The sequence below is a fragment of the Streptomyces sp. HUAS 31 genome (assembly GCF_028198125.1).
GTDB lineage: Bacteria > Actinomycetota > Actinomycetes > Streptomycetales > Streptomycetaceae > Streptomyces > Streptomyces chartreusis.
Genome location: NZ_CP116353.1, coordinates 2,765,368 through 2,782,435, shown reverse-complemented (window position 1 = coordinate 2,782,435; position 17,068 = coordinate 2,765,368). Strand labels below are relative to the sequence as shown.

Below are 17,068 nucleotides of genomic sequence, written 5' to 3'. Positions count from 1 at the left end.
TAGCGCCGTGAAGGGGCGCGGGGAACTGCGCGACCAGCCACGACGGCGCGGCATCCGACCGACGGCACACCGCGCCACATCCGTAGTCGCGCCCTACCCGGACGACCTCAGCGCTGAACCGTTTCGGCCGGCCGAGGAACCCGCCCCGCAACCACCCGCGCCCGCCCGGAGGACGCAGCACCCCGCCGCCGGTCCACGGCATACGCCGCACCGGCCACGCCGAGCCCCAGCACCGCCAGTACCGCGCCCGCCAGCGCCGGGGACGTCACCCCGAAGCCCGCCGCGAGGGCCAGCCCGCCGATCCAGGCGCCGCCGGCGTTGGCGAGGTTGAAGGCCGCCTGGTTGGCCGAGGACGCCAGCGACGGAGCAGACGCCGCCTTCTCCATCACCATCAGGTTCAGCGGCGAGCCGGTCACGAACGCCGCCATGCCGAGCAGGGTCACCGCCAGTGCCGCACTCCACGCCGTGGTCATCAGCAGCGGGAACAGCGCCAGGACCACCGCCAGCGAGATCAGGCCCCCGAACAGCGTCCCGCGCATCGCGTGGTCCGCCAGCCGCCCGCCCAGCAGGTTGCCGACGGTCGCACCCACACCGAACAGCGCCAGCAGCAGCGTCACACTGCTGTCGGCGTAACCGGCGGCGTCCGTCAGCATCGGCGTCACGTAGCTGTACGCGGCGAAGAGCGCCCCGAAGCCCGCGACCGTCGTGCCGAGCGCCAGCCACACCGGGACCGAGCGCAGCGCGGCCAGCTCGCCGCGCAGCCCGGCGGCCGGGGCGGCGCTCTCCTGCGCGCGCGGGATCAGCAGCGCCAGCGACGCCATCGCCACCAGACCGATCGCGCTCACGCCGAGGAACGTGGCCCGCCAGCCCAGGTGCTGCCCCAGGAGCGTGCCGGCCGGCACGCCCGCGATGTTGGCCACCGTCAGGCCGAGGAACATCAGCGACACGGAGCGGGCCTTGCGCTCCGGCGCCACCATGCTCGTCGCCACGACCGCGCCGACGCCGAAGAAGGCGCCGTGCGGCAGGCCGCTCAGGAAGCGGGCGGCCACCAGCCAGTCGTAGTCAGGGGCGAACGCGGACAGGGCGTTGCCCGCGACGAACAGGGCCATGAGGCCGATCAGTACGGTGCGGCGCGGCATCCGCGCCGTGACCGCGGCGAGCAGCGGGGCGCCGATGACGACGCCGAGGGCGTAGGCCGAGACCAGATGCCCGGCGGTGGGGATCGAGATGTCCAGGTCGCCCGCGACTTCGGGCAGCAGGCCCATCATCACGAACTCGGTCGTACCGATACCGAACGCGCCCACGGCGAGGGCGAGCAGGGCCAGGGGCATGGAGGGCCGTTGCCTTTCGGGGTGTCGAGAGCGGTGTTCCGCGACTTCGTATGTTCAAGTACGGAACAAAGTCTCTCAGGTGCAGTATTCCGGCAGGTGGCAGCCCGGTTGCAAATACCCGTCCAGACGACGCTGACCTGGGGTTTTCAGGACGCGGATGTGTCGACCTTCACACGCGCCGCGATCGGCAGATGGTCGCTCCCCGTCTCCGGCAGCGTCCACGAGCTCATCGGCTCGATGCCCTTCACCATGATCTGGTCGATCCGCGCCATCGGGAACGACGCCGGCCAGCTGAATCCCATCCCGCTGCCCGAGGCACCCTGCGTGGAGCGCATCTGGGCGGTGATGGCCCGCAGCGCGCGGTCGTTCATCGTGCCGTTCAGGTCGCCGAGCAGGACGGTCTTCTGCAGCGGCTCGTCGGCGATGGCCTCGCCCAGCGCGTCGGCGCTCTTGTCGCGCTGCCGGGCGGTGAACCCGGCCTCCATCTTCACGCGCACCGACGGCAGATGGGCCACGTACACCGCGACCTGCCCGGCCGGTGTGGTCACCGCGGCCCGCATGGCGCGGGTCCAGCCCAGCTGGATGTCGACGGACCGGACGCCGCTGAGCGGGTACTTGCTCCACAGCCCGACCGTGCCCTGCACCGAGTGGTACTTGTACGTCGACGCCAGCGCCTTCTCGTACGTCGGGACCGCGTCGGCCGTCAGCTCCTCCAGCGCCACGACGTCCGCGCCGGAGGCGGCCACGTCCTGGGCGGTGCCGGCGGGATCGGGGTTGTCGGCGTTGACGTTGTGCGTGGCCACCGTCAGATCGCCGCCGGAGCCGGTCTTGTCGCTGAGCTGGCCGCCGAAGAGGTTCAGCCAGACGATCGCCGGGAGCAGCACCGCGATCAGCGCGGTCGCGGACTTGCGCACCAGGCCCAGCACTACGAGCACCGGGATGAGCAGGCCCAGCCAGGGCAGGAACGTCTCGATCAGGGAGCCGAGGTTGCCGATGGCGTTCGGGATCCGTGCGTGCAGCCCCATCACCAGGGCGAGAACCACCGCGACGGCGGCCAGCACGATCCCGCGCCGCCAGATGTGCGGGTCGCCGCGCCAGCCCGAGACCAGGCGGTTCAGGCGCCGAAGCCCGGAAGCTCTGCGGTCGGGCTCCGAGCCGCCGCTGTCCGTCTCCGTCACGTACGCCTGCTGCGCCATACCGTCGCCTCACTACCTGCCGTGCACACCGTCGTCCCCCCGCGCCCAAAGAAACCCTAGGGGATGATCGGCTCCGTTCATGCCGTACTCATGACGGCCGTACGGGGTCGAGGACGTACAAGTCGGCTTCCGGAGTTCCGGTCAAGGGCGGGGAAAGCGCGCTCTGTGACGAAACGCGCACATGCGTACTACGGAGTGCGCGAACTGACGGGCCGTAGACCTTCGAGGACGGCGTCGACCATCTGCTCCGACAGCCCTTCGGGAAGGTCGGCGTCCGGGCGCATGACGGCACGCACCAGCATCGGGCCGAAGATCATGTCGTTCAGCACGTCGACGTCGATGTCCGTGCGCAGTTCGCCGCCTTCCTGCCCGCGGCGCAGGATCGCGTGCTGTGTCCTGCGCCGCGGCTCCACGACGATCGAGTGGTAGGCGTCCCAGATCTTCGGGCTGCTCTTCATCTGGGCGATGACGTTGTGCATGAGCACCGACGAACGCGTCATCAGGCCGCGTTGGCGCAGTTGCTCCAGCAGCGTCACGAGATCGTCGCGCACCGAGGTGCCGGGCAGTTCGGGGTCCGGGGGCTCGGCGGCGCGTACGACGTCGACGAAGAGCTCCTCCTTGCCGTTCCAGCGGCGGTAGATGGTGGCCTTGCCGACGCCGGCGGTGCGGGCGATGCGCTCGATGGACAGCTCCGCGAGCGGCACGCCCTCCTCCAGCAGTCTGATGACGCCCTCGATGATGGACCGCTCCACGGCCTCGCTGCGGGGGCGGCCCCGGCCGGGTCCCTCCGGCCGGGGATGACTGTCGGCGAGGCTCACTTGTTCGGTCCTTTCCGTGGGCTGTGCTGATTGTCCCCCGGGTACGGCACCGTGGCGCGCGCCGGCCGCATGAGTGGGTTCCGCTACTCCGAGGCCACCAACTCCTGCTCCTCCTCGCTCTTCTGCGTGGCGGCGGGCCGTCCCGGCAGGAACAGCGCCACGACCACCGCGCCGAGCACCGCGATCCCGGCGCCCCACAGCGCCGTGATGTGCATGGCGTGCAGGAACGCGTCGTGCGCCGGGCCGATGAGGGCCTCGCCGCGCGGGCCGAGCCGGTCGGCGACGCCGAGCGTGGCCTCGATGGACTCGCCCGCCGTGTGCCGTACGCCCGCGGGCAGCGCGCCGAGCCGGTCCTCGATGCCGTTGCGGTAGGCCGTCGACAGGACCGAGCCGAGGACGGCGATGCCGAGGGCGCCGCCGACCTGGCGGAAGGTGTTGCTCAGCGCGGAGGCGGAACCGGCCTTCTCGCGGGGCAGGGCCTGCATGATGACGACGCTGATGGGCGTCATGATGTGGGCCATCGCGGCGCCCATGAGGAAGAACACGACCTCCAGCAGCCAGATCGGCGTGTCCGCCTCGAAGGTCGCGAACGCGGCCAGCGTGAGCGCGATCAGCAGCATGGCGCCGGTCGTCGTGGCCCGGTTGCCGAACCGGTCGACCAGCAGCCGGGCGCGCGGCGCGAAGATCATCTGCGCGGCGGCCAGCGGCAGCATCAGCAGACCGGTCTCCAGCGGCGAGTAGCCGCGCACGCTCTGGGTGTAGAAGACCGAGAAGAACGTCACGCCCATCAGCGCGAAGAAGACCAGCGCGATGACGCCGATCGCGGCGGAGAAGACCTTGTTGCGGAAGTACGTGATGTCGATGGACGGATGGTCGCTGCGCTTCTCGAACACCACGAAGGCCGCGAGTACGGCGAGACCTGCGGCGATCGTCGCGAGGACCGTCACGTCCGTGAAGTCGGCGAGCTGGCCGCCCTTGATGATGCCGTAGACGAGCAGGACCAGGCCGACGACGGAGAGCACCACGCCGATCGGGTCGATCCGGCCGGGGTTCGGGTCGCGCGAGTCCGGGACCAGCCACAGCATCAGCCCGAGCGCGAGAAGCACGATCGGCACGTTGATGAGGAAGACCGAGCCCCACCAGAAGTGGTCGAGCAGCAGACCGCCCGTGATGGGGCCGATGGCGATGGCGAGTCCGACGCCGCCGGCCCAGATGCCGATGGCCTTGGGCTGCTCGTCCCGCTCGAAGACGTTCATCAGCACGGCGAGGGTGGCCGGCATGACGAAGGCCGCGCCGAGGCCCATCACGGCGCGGAAGGTGATCAGCTCGCCGGGGGAGCCGGAGAACGCGGCGAGCGCGGAGCCGATGCCGAACACGGCGAGCCCGCCGAGCAGCACCTTCTTGCGGCCGAGCCGGTCACCCAGGATGCCCGCGCTGAACAGCAGGCCCGCGAAGACGAGGGTGTAGGCGTTGATCGCCCACTCCAGCTCGCTCTGCGTGGCGCCGAGGCCGGTCGGCGCGGGGGTCGAGATGGTCTTGATGGCGACGTTCAGGATGGAGTTGTCCAGCACGACGATCAGCAGGCTGAGCATCAGCACGCCGAGGATCGCCCAGCGGCGCCGGTGCACCGCCTCGGGTATACGGGTGGCTGGGGCGGGAGAAGTCATGCGTTCGAAGCTATCGCATTTACGATACGGAACCGTCTCGTATCTTAATTTCTTACCGAGAACTTACGCGGGGTGGATCTCACACGAGGGGGCCTGGCCCCGACTGGCACGAAGTGCCACCATGGGAGGGATCCGGGGACGCCGTCAGGGCGCCTCGAGATGACAGAAGGAGCCGTTGCAATGACGCAGCTTTCGGCTGCCCAGACGCCTCAGGCGAAGACCTCCGACGGCAGCAAGGCGCTGTACGGGGGCAAGGGCACTCGGCGCATCACTGTTCGGGACATCGCCCTCGCCAAGGAGCGGGGCGAGAAGTGGCCCATGCTCACCGCCTACGACGCGATGACCGCGTCCGTCTTCGACGAGGCCGGTATCCCGGTCATGCTCGTGGGCGACTCGGCGGGCAACTGCCACCTCGGTTACGAGACCACCGTGCCCGTGACGCTCGACGAGATGACCATGCTCTCGGCGGCCGTCGTACGCGGCACCTCCCGCGCCCTCATCGTCGGCGACCTGCCCTTCGGCTCGTACCAGGAGGGCCCGGTGCAGGCGCTGCGCTCGGCGACCCGGCTGGTCAAGGAGGCCGGCGTCGGCGCGGTCAAGCTGGAGGGCGGCGAGCGCTCGCACGACCAGATCCGGCTTCTCGTCGAGTCCGGCATCCCGGTCATGGCGCACATCGGCCTGACCCCGCAGTCCGTCAACGCCATGGGCTACCGCGTCCAGGGCCGCGGCGAGGAGGCGGCCCAGCAACTGCTGCGCGACGCCAAGGCGGTCCAGGACGCGGGCGCGTTCGCGGTCGTCCTGGAGCTGGTCCCGGCGGAGCTGGCGGCCGAGGTGACGCGCGTCCTGCACATCCCGACCGTCGGCATCGGCGCCGGCCCGGAGACCGACGCACAGGTCCTGGTCTGGACGGACATGATGGGCCTGACCGGCGGCCGCGTCCCCAAGTTCGTCAAGCAGTACGCCGACCTGCGCCGGGCCATGGGCGACGCGGCGAAGGCGTTCGCGGACGACGTCGTGGGCGGCACGTTCCCGCTGGAAGAGCACTCCGTCCACTGAGCCGGCCCTTCCGGCACCTCTGAGCTCGGCCCGCCGCCACCCCTGAACCACTGCGGCACCAAGCGCCCCGCCGATCATCCCCCGTCGGCGGGGCGCCTCCTTCTGCCGGTGATCAGTGGCGGCTGTACGACTCCACATAGCCGCCCGCGGGCGTGCCCACGCCCGTCACGTCGTCGTAGCCCTTCACGGCGCTCAGCGAACTGTCCTTGCCGAGGCTGCGGACGGACGTGCTCAGACCGCCCGTCGCGTCATAGCCGTTGACGAAGTCGACGCGGGCCACCGCGAGTCCGGAGCCCGTCGGGTTGTCCGTGACGTCGTGGTACGCCTTCGAGCCGTACCGCGCGTAGATCGCGGGGTTGGCGAAGCCGAGAGGCTTGCCGGCCGCCTCCTGCGCGAGGGCCTGCACGGCCGCGACGACCGGCGCGGCCAGCGAGGTGCCGCCGAGGCGGTACTCGTCGTAGGCCTGCGTCCTGCCGTCCGGCAGGGTTTGCGTCTGGCCCACCAGGAACCCGGTGTTCGGGTCGGCGATCGCCGCGATGTCCGGCACCACCCGGTTGCCGTCGGCGCTGTTGGCCTTCGCCAGCGCGGGCGGGACGACGCCCTGCTGGTAGTAGGGCTCGGCGACCGTCCTGCTGGTGCCGCCGCCCGCGCCCGAGGTGAACGCGCCCGGGAAGCCGGTCCAGCTCTTGCCGTCGGCCGCGAGGGTCGCCTTCTGCGTGCCCCAGCCGGTCTCCCACAGGTACTTCTCGCCCTTGCCGACCGCCAGCGAGGTGCCGCCGACCGCCGTCACCCAGGCCGAACTCGCCGGGATGTCCGTCTGCTTGGTGCCGCTGGCGGCCACCTCGTCGCCGTCGTCGCCGGAGGAGTAGTAGAAGCCGATGCCCTCCACCGCGCCGAACTGGAAGACCTGGTCGTAGGCGGCCGCCAGGTCCGGCGTCTGCGCGTCCTCGGTCTCGCCCCAGGAGTTGGAGACGATGTCGGCGAGATGGTTGTCGACGATCTTGCTCAGCGAGTCGAGCAGGTCCTCGTCGTAGCAGGAGGCGGCGCCCACGTACGTGATCTGCGCGCCCGGCGCGACCGCGTGCGCGGACTCGACGTCCAGGGTCTCCTCGCCGTACCAGCCGGCCGCCGAGCACTCCTTGGTCCGCGTGTACTTCGCGGGCAGGACCTGCCGCAGCTGGCCCGTGCTCCAGGCCGCGTCCCCGTTCCGCTTGGCGTAGGTGGCCGCGTCGAAGGCGATGGTCGGGGAGGCGTATGCGTCCGTGATGGCGATGCGCACGCCCTTGCCGGTGCGCTTGCCCGCGCCGTACGCGGCACGCAGCTGCTTGCCGGTGTAACCCTTCACGGCGTACGGGACCTTCGTGCCGTACGCGTCCGGCAGCGTCTTCGCCACGTTCGAGCCGTGGTAGGTCGAGAACGGCCCGGCGTTGCGGAACACCGTCTCCGGCGGCGGGAGCTGGTCCCGGTGGCTCGCCAGGTGCGGCGCGTTGTCGAGGCCGGTGACGGTCAGGACCGCGTCCTTGACCGCATCCGGCACCGAGGCCGTCGTCGCCGGGGCGCGGTAGGTCCGGGCGCCCTTGGCGTAGTCGTGCAGCTGGGTGCCGAACGCCTTCTCCGCGGCGGCCACATCGCCGCTGACGGCGACGTAGTGCTGCGTGACGCCGGTGACCTTCAGCCCCGCGGCCCTCAACCAGCTCTTGACGGCGGCCACTTGGGCCTTCGTCGCGCCGAAGCGGGCCTGCGCCCGGTCGGCGCTCAGATACTTGCCGTAGGACGCCGAGGCCGGGTCCGACACGGCCTTCGCGTACGCGGCGAGGCCGGCCGCGTCGCGGCCCGCGAGGTAGACGCGCGCGGAGACCCGCGCGCTGTCCGAGGTCGCGCCCTTGTCCGCCCGGGCCGTGGCCCACGCGGGCTTGGTGCCGGCGAGCCGGTCGCGGCCCGGGGCGTCGGCGGCGTGCGCCGCCGGTATGCCGATGGCCAGCGCGCCGGTGAGGAGAGGCAGTGTCGCCGCCAGACTCACCGAGGTGCGCAGCGCGGCACGTCGAGATCTCATGGAACCCCCTGTGCGATTCGTGTGCGAGTGGATCACCCGACGGTGGCCACTTAAGCGACGAACCGTTCACGCCAGGGGAATGCGCGGCTCAAGAAGGTCCCAACTAACGCAATGACAAGGCCATTTCGGCAGCTGGGGTGCGCGGCTGGGACTGCGGCTCCGCGGCAGCTGGAAGCGAGGCTCCGCGGCAGCTAGGAGCGAGGCTTCGCGGCAGCTAGGAGCGAGGCTTCGCGTCCCGCTCCTTCAGCATGTCCGCCATCAGCTCGATCTCCGACTGCTGTCCGTCCACCATGCCCTGCGCGAGCCGCTTCTCCACGCCGACCGTGCACTTGTCGACACAGCCCTCGGCCATGTGGATGCCGCCCTTGTGATGCTCCGTCATCAGCTGGAGGTAGAAGACCTCCGCCTGCCTGCCGCTCAGGCCCTGGAGCTTCTTCATCTCCGCGTTCGTCGCCATGCCCGGCATCAGGGAGCCGTCCCCGGCGGAGGGCATGCCGCCCATCCCCATCCAGGTCATCGGAGGCTTCGACGACACCTTCGGCAGCTCCCACAGATCCAGCCAGCCCAGCAGCATCCCGCGCTGGTTGGCCTGCGTCTGCGCGATGTCGTACGCCAGCAGGCGCACGTCCTTGTCGTCCGTGCGGTCGCGCACGATGTACGACATCTCCACGGCCTGCTGGTGGTGCACCGCCATGTCCCGGGCGAACCCGGCGTCCGCCGAGTCCGCGGCCGGCGTACCGCTGCTGCTGCCGCCGCCGTCCTCGGCGACGGCGTAGGTGAGCGCGCCGACCGCGACGAGCACTGCCGCCGCGGCCCCCGCGATCCAGCCGACGTGCTGCTTCACTCCGACATACCGCCCGTGCACGCCGCGCCCGGCTCGGGCGTCTGCTTGCCCTGGACGTAGGTCTCGAAGAACTTGCCGACGTTCGGGTCCTTCGCGCCGGTCACCGTGCGCTGCACGCCCCACGCGGTCAGCACGATCGGGTCCTGCTGGCCGTCGTCCGGGCTCATCAGCGTGTACGGCGTCGCCTTCACCTTCGCCGCCAGCGCCTCGACGTCGGCCTTGGGCGCCTTGGAGTTGTACGTCACCCACACGGCACCGTGCTCCAGCGAGTGCACGGCGTTCATGTTGTTGACGGCCTTGGTGTAGACGTCGCCGTTGCAGTTCATCCAGACCCGGTCGTGGTCGCCGCCGACCGGGGGCTCCACCGGGTACTTCACGGCCTCGGTGACATGGGTGCGGCCCAGCGTCCCCTTCCAGGTCTTCAGGCCGTCCTTGTCCGCGACGAGCTTGCCCGCGGTCTTGACCTTGTCGTCCTTCTTGTCCTTGGCGTCGCTCGCCTCGGCCTTGTCGGCCTGGGACTGCACGACGAAGACACCGCCGACGACGAGGCCCGCGACCACCACGCTGCTGGCCACTATCGTCAGGATCCGGTTGCGCCGCTCACGGACACGCTCGGCGCGCCGCATCTCCTCTATACGCGCCTTGCGCGCCGCGTTGCTCTGGTTCTTGGCGGAGCCCATGAGGTCATGTCCTTCGGGGGGAAAGGGACGGTCGGGTCCGCTGATCGTAATGGGGAAGGAGTGGCCTCTCGTAGAGAGGTGACGGGAAAGGCCGGAACGGGTCGAGCCGGTCGACCGGCAGGAGTCCGACGGCGGCCGGGCGGCGGCCCGACGGCGGCCCGGCGGTCATATTTTGAACCGCGGATGCGCATTATCTACGCTTCCCTGCATGCGGCTGTTGCGCTCGACCGATCTGGCACTGCGCCTCCTGATGCGACTCGCCGTCCTCGGGGACGCCACGCCGACGACCCGTGAGGTCGCGGCGGACATGGAGGTGCCGTACACGCATGCCGCGAAGGTCGTCGCCGAGCTCCAGCACATGGGCCTCGTCGACGCCCGCCGGGGTCGCGGCGGCGGGCTCTCGGTCAGCGACAGGGGCCGTACGGCCTCGGTCGGCGCGATCGTGCGCGCCTTCGAGGGGGAGGGCGACGTCGTCGAGTGCGAGGGCGACCACCCCTGCCCGCTCAACTCCGCGTGCCGGCTGCGCGGCGCCCTGCGGCGGGCCCAGGAGGCGTTCTTCGCCTCGTTGGACCCGCTGACGGTGGCCGACGTGAGCGCGGACCCGACGGGGCCGCTGCTGCTCCAGATCGGCCGCGCGCCCTAGCCCCGGTGCGGCCTCCCGGCCGCGTGCTCTGAGCCCCGGTGCGCTTTCCCGGCCGCGTGCCCTGAGCGTCGGTGCGCTTTCCTGGCCGCGTGCCCTGAGCCCCCCGCGGCCTCGGCCCGCCCGGTGCCCGCTGCGGCTTCATGCTGCGGCCTCGGCCCGCCCGGTGCCCGGTGCGGCTTCAGGCCGACTGGGCCAGCCAGAGGTCGGGCCCGAACACCTCGTAGTGGATGTCGGCCGGCGCCACGCCCCGCTCGATCAGCCGGGTGCGCACCGCCCGCATGAAGGGCAGCGGACCGCACAGGTACGCGCGCGTGCCCTGCGGTACGTCGACGCCGGTGAGGTCGACCAGGCCGTTGCGGTGGGACGCTTCGGCGCCGTCCTCGTAGAAGAAGTGGACCGACGCGTCCGCCAGCTTCCCGGCGTACGCCTCGTGGTCCGCGCGCAGCGCGTGCTCGGCGGGCGAGCGGTCACCGTGCACGACCAGCACCTGGCCCTGGTGCCCCTGGTCCGCGAGCTGGCCCAGCATGGCGACCATCGGCGTCACACCGATGCCGGCGGAGGCGAGGAGCAGCGGCGCGTCGGCCGCGAGGTCCGTGAGCACGAGATCGCCGTACGGCGCCGACAGGCGCAGCCGGTCGCCGGCCGCCACGTGCGCGTGGAGATGGTTGGAGACCTCGCCGTCGGGCCCCGCCTCGCCGTGCACCCGCTTCACACTGAACTGGCGGACCGGTGAGCCGGGCGCTGCGGAGAGGCTGTACTGGCGTATCTGCCGGGCCCCGTCAGCCAGCTCCACCTGCACCGAGACGTACTGCCCGGCCCGGAAGCCCGGTGCCGGGCGGCCGTCGGCGGGGCGCAGCCGGAAGGTGGCGACGTCGGCGGTCTCCTCGACGCGCTCGACGACCTCCCACTCCCGCCACTCGGGCCCGCCCTGCTCCTCGTACAGCCGCTTCTCGATCGCGATCAGCGCGTTCGCCATCAGCCAGTAGACCTCGTCCCAGGCGGCGGCCACCTCGGGCGTGACTGCCTCGCCGAGCACGTCGACGATGGCGGCGAAGAGGTGCTCGTGGACGATCTCGTACTGCTCCGCCGTGACGCCCAGGGAGGCGTGCTTGTGGGCGATCCGGCTCAGCATCGCGTCGGGCCGCTCGTCGGGGCGGGCCACCAGGTGCGTCGCGAAGGCAGCGATCGACCCCGCGAGCGCCTGGCGCTGGGTGCCGGCCGCCTGGTTACCGCGGTTGAACAGGTCGCGCAGCAGCTCGGGGCGGGCGGCGAACATCCCGGCGTAGAAGCGCTCGGTGATCTCGCCGATGGCCGCGCCGACGACGGGAAGGGTGGCGCGGACGGTGGCGGCGGACTGCTCGGACAGCATCAGGTCTCCTCAGGCTCGGTCGAGTGCCGTGCCTCCATTAAAACTTGCATCCAAGATGCAAATTAAAGCGGGGTGGGTCCTGAGGGGCCGGGCATTACGAATGGGGGTCCGAGCAGGCAAGATGGGCGACGGAGCAGTACACCGGCATACCGGGGCCGTGACGGGACACCTGTCGTAGGCCGGACGTTCGACCCGCGGTCGCCCTGGCGATCAAGGTCCGCAACGCGCCTGAAACGGTGTTGTGGTGTGATGCTCAGGTGCCCGACCGCCTCCTGCGGGACACGGAGACAGGCGGCCTGACCAGCAAGGATGGGGAAGCGGAAGATGGACAAGCAGCAGGAGTTCGTGCTCCGGACGTTGGAGGAGCGCGACATCCGTTTCGTACGGCTGTGGTTCACGGACGTGCTGGGCTTCCTCAAGTCCGTGGCCGTGGCCCCTGCCGAACTCGAGCAGGCCTTCGACGAGGGCATCGGCTTCGACGGCTCGGCGATCGAGGGCTTCGCCCGCGTATACGAGTCGGACATGATCGCCAAGCCGGATCCGTCGACGTTCCAGATCCTGCCCTGGCGCGCCGAGGCCCCCGGCACGGCCCGCATGTTCTGCGACATCCTCATGCCGGACGGCTCTCCGTCCTTCGCCGACCCGCGCTATGTCCTGAAGCGGGCCCTGGCCCGCACCTCCGACCTGGGCTTCACCTTCTACACCCACCCGGAGATCGAGTTCTTCCTGCTGAAGGATCGCCCGCTCGACGGCACGCGCCCCACCCCGGCCGACAACTCCGGCTACTTCGACCACACCCCGCAGAACATCGGCATGGACTTCCGCCGCCAGGCGATCACCATGCTGGAGTCCATGGGCATCTCGGTCGAGTTCTCGCACCACGAGGGTGCGCCGGGCCAGCAGGAGATCGACCTGCGCTACGCGGACGCGCTCTCCACGGCCGACAACATCATGACGTTCCGCCTGGTCATGAAGCAGGTGGCGCTGGAGCAGGGTGTGCAGGCCACCTTCATGCCGAAGCCGTTCTCCGAGCACCCTGGGTCCGGCATGCACACGCACCTGTCCCTCTTCGAGGGCGACCGCAACGCCTTCTACGAGTCGGGCTCCGAGTACCAGCTCTCCAAGGTCGGCCGCTCCTTCATCGCGGGCCTGCTGCGGCACGCGGCGGAGATCTCGGCCGTCACCAACCAGTGGGTGAACTCCTACAAGCGCATCTGGGGCGGCTCGGAGCGCACCGCCGGCGCCGGCGGCGAGGCCCCGTCGTACATCTGCTGGGGCCACAACAACCGCAGCGCCCTGGTCCGCGTCCCGATGTACAAGCCCGGCAAGACCGGCTCCGCGCGCGTGGAGGTCCGCTCCATCGACTCCGGCGCCAACCCGTACCTGGCCTACGCCGTCCTGCTCGCGGCGGGCCTGAAGGGCATCGAGGAGGGCTACGAGCTCCCGCCGGGCGCCGAGGACGACGTCTGGGCCCTCTCCAACGCCGAACGCCGCGCCATGGGCATCGAGCCCCTCCCGCAGAACCTCGGCGAGGCCCTCACCCTCATGGAGAACAGCGACCTGGTCGCCGAAACCCTGGGCGAACACGTCTTCGACTTCTTCCTGCGCAACAAGCGGCAGGAGTGGGAGGAGTACCGCTCGGAGGTCACCGCGTTCGAGCTGCGGAAGAACCTGCCGGTTCTGTAAGGGCAGGTCGGAGGTAGTTTTCTCTCAGCATCGCGAGTGGGGTTGACGATGAATGATCGTCAACCCCACTGGGTTTTGATGGTTCGGGCCGTCTGTGGGCCGTCGGAGCGTCCTTAACGCGCTGAGCCCACCGCCAGGCGCTCCCGCAGTGGGTGAACTTTCACTACATCGATCAAGGCGGCTCGCTCCGCTCCCCGCGCGCGGCCCGGCCGGCGCCCGTGCCGCGCTCAGCGCAATCAGCCGCCTGATGCCAGAGACGGGGTACGTCACAGCGAGAGCGCCTGTTACTCACTCCTATAGCCCGCGCAGCCTGCGCCCCTTTAGATCAAAAAGATGCACAAGTTGCAGGACGCAGGGGTCTCCCTTGTAGATGTCTCCCTGCTGGTACTCCGTGTGATGTTGAGCAACCGACGAAACCCGGCGGAGTATGACGCCTAAACATGCGAGAGAGCATTGCTTCGGCGCGGCAATTCTTGGACTAGTCCTGGTCGAGATGGCGCTGGAGGTCAATATGACGGAACTGATAAGCGGTTCCGACCTGACGCAGAATTCCCCGCTTGTGGGCATCTGAAAGAAAGGCCATGAGGTTGTGTGGGACATGACCACGCAACGCAAAGTAGAAACGAACTGAAATGAAGGGAACCCATGCGGTCGTCTTCAGGCCGACTCTCAGTCCGTTAAACATGCCCACGAAGCCGGAAATGCACAGCATAAGTACCACCTCATCTGCCCTGTTGATCATGAAGAGAGGTGGCAGGCCGCTAACCAGCCCGACAAGGGTGGTAATCATCAAGAAAGTACGCCGGTCTTGTGCAAGGATTCGGTTTGGCCCTACGGAAGCTGTGAAGACAGGGGCAACAGTCGCGACTCCTCGCCCTATGGCGCTAGGGGCAAATAATGCCAGTCCGAAGAAAATCCCGGACTGGTAAACGACCCCTATCGATTGCAGCGTAAAACCCAGAATTATTCCTATGGAAACCAGCCCAACCAGTTTGACGGGCGACCAGCTCAATGCGATTGCTGGATCCTCTCGCAGAGAGAATTCTCCCGCGAGGAACGCAGTGAAAATCGCCGTTAATCCTCCGCAGAATGTCCCCACCAGCAAGCCCTCGGAAATTCCGGGAGCCACATATGCGCTTTGAAGTAGTCCGAGGGCTGTGGGAATTCCGAGAGTGAGGCCCGTTGCGACGCCGACTGTCGAACCGATTATCAACCCCGGTATTCCTGGGTTGCACCAATTCTTCATCTGCCACCATTTGATGTCCTTACCTTCTCCGGTAGCCTGTAATTTACGGGCAATGAAGGAAAGAGCGCGACGAGCCTGCTGTACCGTCCATCTTTTTGTATGATCCGAGCTGTCTCCGTATATGAAATCAATGTATCCGTCGAACAAATGCGCGCGGATGTCATGTTCGTCTCGGAATCGCTGGCCATCCAGAAGCTCGCTAGGATTCGGCCATTGGTGGCCATGCGGCATGTAGATGGTTCTGGCTAGGAATAGGTGGAGCGGGGTCCTGAGAGCCCGAGCCAGTGGGCCATCGCCGGTTAGGTGGGGCAGGATTGGATCCCATCGACCTGGCGGCATGCCAAATTTTAAGTAGTCGGCCGCTTTTGTGTAATTCACAGGCTCTACGTATATCCGAGGAGCGCTAGCGAGTGGAATAGTCCCCTCGGTCGCATGGATAACCTGTTCGAACTCGCTAGATCGGCTGACGAGCACTAAACCTGGAAGTCGTGCCTTACCGATTTCTTCGATCGCTTTCATGTAAAGATCTGGCAGCAACTCATCAAAGCCGTCAAGTAGTGGAATTATTCGACCTTGATCGAGGAGTGCTCGAGCGCGAGAATAATAGTAAGAGCGTGCGTTCCTCCGTCGGTCAGCGATACTTAATAGCGGGTGTTCGCGAGCAAGCTCCGATGCAATCCAGGACTTTAGGTCTTTTTGATTCGGATTCCAGGAAGACAGCGACATCAGCACCGGTACCGCTGTGTCCGATTCTGGCTGCTCGAGAAGGTCGAGCAGAAGCTTTATCAAGAGCGTCGTCTTACCCGATCCACGCTCGCCCAGTATTATCAGCTGCCGACCGGGGATCCTATTAAGGATCTCAATGATCTTATGCTCACCCGCCAATGCCTGTATATCCTGCGTCGAATCGGAAGGACCCGTTGCGCCTGGGCTAACGGATAGCAGATTCGCCCACTGGTGAGGTGTCATATCCGTATTCCAGGAGACGGAAATCCACGGTGTTCCATGCAGTCCACGTAGTTGTACCTCGGCGTTCCACTCCCTCTGGACGTTATCCGCGAGATAGCGAGTCAAATCCTGCGTCGAAAGCGGAAGTTGCTGCCTAGTGGCTTGCCATATCCCGAATCCTGCGAGTATTAGCCCCCATAATCCGGAAAAGCCACCAATTACGCTCGATTGCTTGTCGGATGCATCCCAGCCAGATTTCGCGAAGTGGACCCCCAGCCAGATAAACGCGCCACCCAGGGTGACCATGCCGACCGCCAACAGGACACGTCGTCGAGCCATGACTTCATCATCCCGCAGGAGTTGTGATTGCGTCAGTGGCTTACGGGAAGTAGACATGGCTGTGCCACTCCTCGCTAGAGGTTGTCCCGTAACCAGTGGGGCGGTTGGTGCGTTGGCTGGGCATGGGTGGGGTGATTGCGGATGATCCGAAGTGGATCGAGCCGCTCTCCGGGCTGAGCGAGGTGCAGTTCGCCAGGCTGGTGGCATCGGTGCGGCGTCGCGGTGGTGACATCCAACGAGGCCGTCCCTGGCGACTGCCTCTGGAGGACCGGGTGTTGCTGGTGGCGACGTACTGGCGCACGAACCTGACGTTGCGGCAGGTGGCGCCGCTGTTCGGAGTCTCGAAGTCTTCGGCAGACCGCATCCTCGATCACCTGGCGCCCTTGTTGGCCATCTCGCCGGCCCGTCGGCCTCGCAAGGACACGGTCTACATCGTCGACGGCACGCTGGTGCCCACCCGCGACCGCAGCGTGGCCGCCTCCAGCAAGAACTATCGCTACTCGACGAACCTGCAGGTCGTCATCGACGCCAACAGCCGTCTGGTCGTGGCGATCGGCATGCCGCTGCCCGGCAGCCGCAACGACTGCCGGGCCTTCACGGAGTCCGGCTTCGACCGGGCCTGCCGCGGCGCACCGACCATCGCCGACGGCGGCTACCAAGGCACCGGCCTGCTCATCCCGCACCGCAGACGACGAGGTCAGACGCACCTCAGCCCACATCAGGAAGCGGAGAATGCCGTCCACCGCAGGGCCCGAGCCCGGGTGGAGCATGCCCTGTCGCGGTTGAAGAACTGGAAGATCCTGCGGGACTGCAGCCTCAAGGGCAACGGGGTTCATCAGGCCATGCTCGGCATCGCCCGATTCCACAACCTGGCCCTCACCGGATAACTCACGCCTCATACGGGACAACCGCTAGCTGCGTTCCAGCACGACGCGATCAGCGGCTCCGGACGGCCAGACGGCCGAGGCGAGCACGATGCTGACCCTCGTTATTCCCCCAGGCGTCCCCAACGATGCTCTCCGTGCGAAGAGTCGCAGGTGGGGGGCAGGGACTGAGCCCGCTGTAAATCTGCCGAGCCAGCGGTCTGGACGTGGCTTGGGCCGTCTGTGGGCCGTCGAAGGTCGGCCCAGGGCGACCGATGACGACCAACGACGACGGCTCGGGCGCCCGCCAGCGCGGCTCGGACACCACC

General features: G+C 68.2%; 13 protein-coding genes. 4 read left to right on the top strand and 9 right to left on the bottom strand.

Going from position 1 to position 17,068, the window contains the following annotated elements:
• Positions 1–107 precede the first annotated feature (107 nt).
• The 4 genes from PGH47_RS12250 to PGH47_RS12235 all read right to left on the bottom strand — a co-directional run bounded on the left by PGH47_RS12250 (position 108) and on the right by PGH47_RS12235 (position 5,012).
• Positions 108–1,331, bottom strand: a complete 1,224-nt coding sequence (locus PGH47_RS12250) for an MFS transporter (protein WP_271663441.1) — start codon at positions 1,329–1,331, stop codon at positions 108–110.
• A gap of 146 nt (positions 1,332–1,477) precedes the next feature.
• The gene (locus PGH47_RS12245) at positions 1,478–2,527 is read right to left on the bottom strand and encodes an endonuclease/exonuclease/phosphatase family protein (protein ID WP_176577387.1); all 1,050 of its coding nucleotides are present in this window, start codon (positions 2,525–2,527) and stop codon (positions 1,478–1,480) included.
• A 188-nt stretch (positions 2,528–2,715) separates the two neighbouring features.
• Entirely contained in the window at positions 2,716–3,345 is a 630-nt protein-coding gene (locus PGH47_RS12240) for a TetR/AcrR family transcriptional regulator (RefSeq protein ID WP_107906925.1), read from the bottom strand.
• A gap of 83 nt (positions 3,346–3,428) precedes the next feature.
• Complete coding sequence (locus PGH47_RS12235; RefSeq protein ID WP_271663440.1) at positions 3,429–5,012, bottom strand: MFS transporter; 1,584 nt, start codon at positions 5,010–5,012, stop codon at positions 3,429–3,431.
• Positions 5,013–5,192: 180 nt separating this feature from the next.
• On the opposite strand from PGH47_RS12235, the gene panB reads away from it, so the two are divergent.
• Positions 5,193–6,068 carry a 3-methyl-2-oxobutanoate hydroxymethyltransferase gene (gene panB / locus PGH47_RS12230; RefSeq protein ID WP_271663439.1) on the top strand — a complete coding sequence of 292 codons (876 nt, stop codon included), beginning with the start codon at positions 5,193–5,195 and terminating at the stop codon, positions 6,066–6,068.
• 112 nt (positions 6,069–6,180) lie between these two features.
• On the opposite strand, the gene PGH47_RS12225 is transcribed toward panB, so the two are convergent.
• The 3 genes from PGH47_RS12225 to PGH47_RS12215 all read right to left on the bottom strand — a co-directional run bounded on the left by PGH47_RS12225 (position 6,181) and on the right by PGH47_RS12215 (position 9,645).
• Positions 6,181–8,121, bottom strand: coding sequence for a S53 family peptidase (locus PGH47_RS12225; RefSeq protein ID WP_271663438.1), 1,941 nt, complete (start codon positions 8,119–8,121; stop codon positions 6,181–6,183).
• Positions 8,122–8,335: 214 nt separating this feature from the next.
• Positions 8,336–8,965: a DUF305 domain-containing protein gene (locus PGH47_RS12220; protein WP_271663437.1), complete on the bottom strand. Its 630-nt coding sequence runs from the start codon at positions 8,963–8,965 to the stop codon at positions 8,336–8,338.
• Positions 8,962–9,645: a DUF3105 domain-containing protein gene (locus tag PGH47_RS12215; RefSeq protein ID WP_271663436.1), complete on the bottom strand. Its 684-nt coding sequence runs from the start codon at positions 9,643–9,645 to the stop codon at positions 8,962–8,964. Before PGH47_RS12215 ends, PGH47_RS12220 begins: the two co-directional genes overlap by 4 nt.
• 208 nt (positions 9,646–9,853) lie before the next feature.
• Between PGH47_RS12215 and PGH47_RS12210 the strand changes: the two genes are divergently transcribed.
• The gene (locus tag PGH47_RS12210) at positions 9,854–10,288 is read left to right on the top strand and encodes an Rrf2 family transcriptional regulator (protein WP_107906931.1); all 435 of its coding nucleotides are present in this window, start codon (positions 9,854–9,856) and stop codon (positions 10,286–10,288) included.
• Positions 10,289–10,466: 178 nt separating this feature from the next.
• On the opposite strand, the gene PGH47_RS12205 is transcribed toward PGH47_RS12210, so the two are convergent.
• On the bottom strand, positions 10,467–11,657 hold the full coding sequence (locus PGH47_RS12205) for a globin domain-containing protein (RefSeq protein ID WP_271663435.1): 1,191 nt from the start codon (positions 11,655–11,657) through the stop codon (positions 10,467–10,469).
• Between the two features lie 324 nt (positions 11,658–11,981).
• Here PGH47_RS12205 and PGH47_RS12200 point away from each other — a divergent pair, with 324 nt between their 5' ends.
• Entirely contained in the window at positions 11,982–13,343 is a 1,362-nt protein-coding gene (locus PGH47_RS12200; RefSeq protein WP_269639511.1) for a glutamine synthetase family protein, read from the top strand.
• A 478-nt stretch (positions 13,344–13,821) separates the two neighbouring features.
• Here PGH47_RS12200 and PGH47_RS12195 read toward each other — a convergent pair whose 3' ends face one another.
• Positions 13,822–15,933 carry an NACHT domain-containing protein gene (locus PGH47_RS12195; RefSeq protein WP_271663434.1) on the bottom strand — a complete coding sequence of 704 codons (2,112 nt, stop codon included), beginning with the start codon at positions 15,931–15,933 and terminating at the stop codon, positions 13,822–13,824.
• Positions 15,934–15,998: 65 nt separating this feature from the next.
• Here PGH47_RS12195 and PGH47_RS12190 point away from each other — a divergent pair, with 65 nt between their 5' ends.
• The gene (locus PGH47_RS12190) at positions 15,999–16,763 is read left to right on the top strand and encodes a transposase (protein ID WP_271668037.1); all 765 of its coding nucleotides are present in this window, start codon (positions 15,999–16,001) and stop codon (positions 16,761–16,763) included.
• Positions 16,764–17,068 lie beyond the last annotated feature (305 nt).

Bases quoted from the DNA above. Each gene is read 5' to 3' on its own strand.
- PGH47_RS12250 (WP_271663441.1), bottom strand. From the start codon at position 1,331: ATGCCCCTGGCCCTGCTCGCCCTCGCCGTGGGCGCGTTCGGTATCGGT.
- PGH47_RS12245 (WP_176577387.1), bottom strand. From the start codon at position 2,527: ATGGCGCAGCAGGCGTACGTGACGGAGACGGACAGCGGCGGCTCGGAG.
- PGH47_RS12235 (WP_271663440.1), bottom strand. From the start codon at position 5,012: ATGACTTCTCCCGCCCCAGCCACCCGTATACCCGAGGCGGTGCACCGG.
- panB (WP_271663439.1), top strand. From the start codon at position 5,193: ATGACGCAGCTTTCGGCTGCCCAGACGCCTCAGGCGAAGACCTCCGAC.
- PGH47_RS12225 (WP_271663438.1), bottom strand. From the start codon at position 8,121: ATGAGATCTCGACGTGCCGCGCTGCGCACCTCGGTGAGTCTGGCGGCG.
- PGH47_RS12215 (WP_271663436.1), bottom strand. From the start codon at position 9,645: ATGGGCTCCGCCAAGAACCAGAGCAACGCGGCGCGCAAGGCGCGTATA.
- PGH47_RS12210 (WP_107906931.1), top strand. From the start codon at position 9,854: ATGCGGCTGTTGCGCTCGACCGATCTGGCACTGCGCCTCCTGATGCGA.
- PGH47_RS12205 (WP_271663435.1), bottom strand. From the start codon at position 11,657: ATGCTGTCCGAGCAGTCCGCCGCCACCGTCCGCGCCACCCTTCCCGTC.
- PGH47_RS12200 (WP_269639511.1), top strand. From the start codon at position 11,982: ATGGACAAGCAGCAGGAGTTCGTGCTCCGGACGTTGGAGGAGCGCGAC.
- PGH47_RS12195 (WP_271663434.1), bottom strand. From the start codon at position 15,933: ATGTCTACTTCCCGTAAGCCACTGACGCAATCACAACTCCTGCGGGAT.
- PGH47_RS12190 (WP_271668037.1), top strand. From the start codon at position 15,999: ATGGGTGGGGTGATTGCGGATGATCCGAAGTGGATCGAGCCGCTCTCC.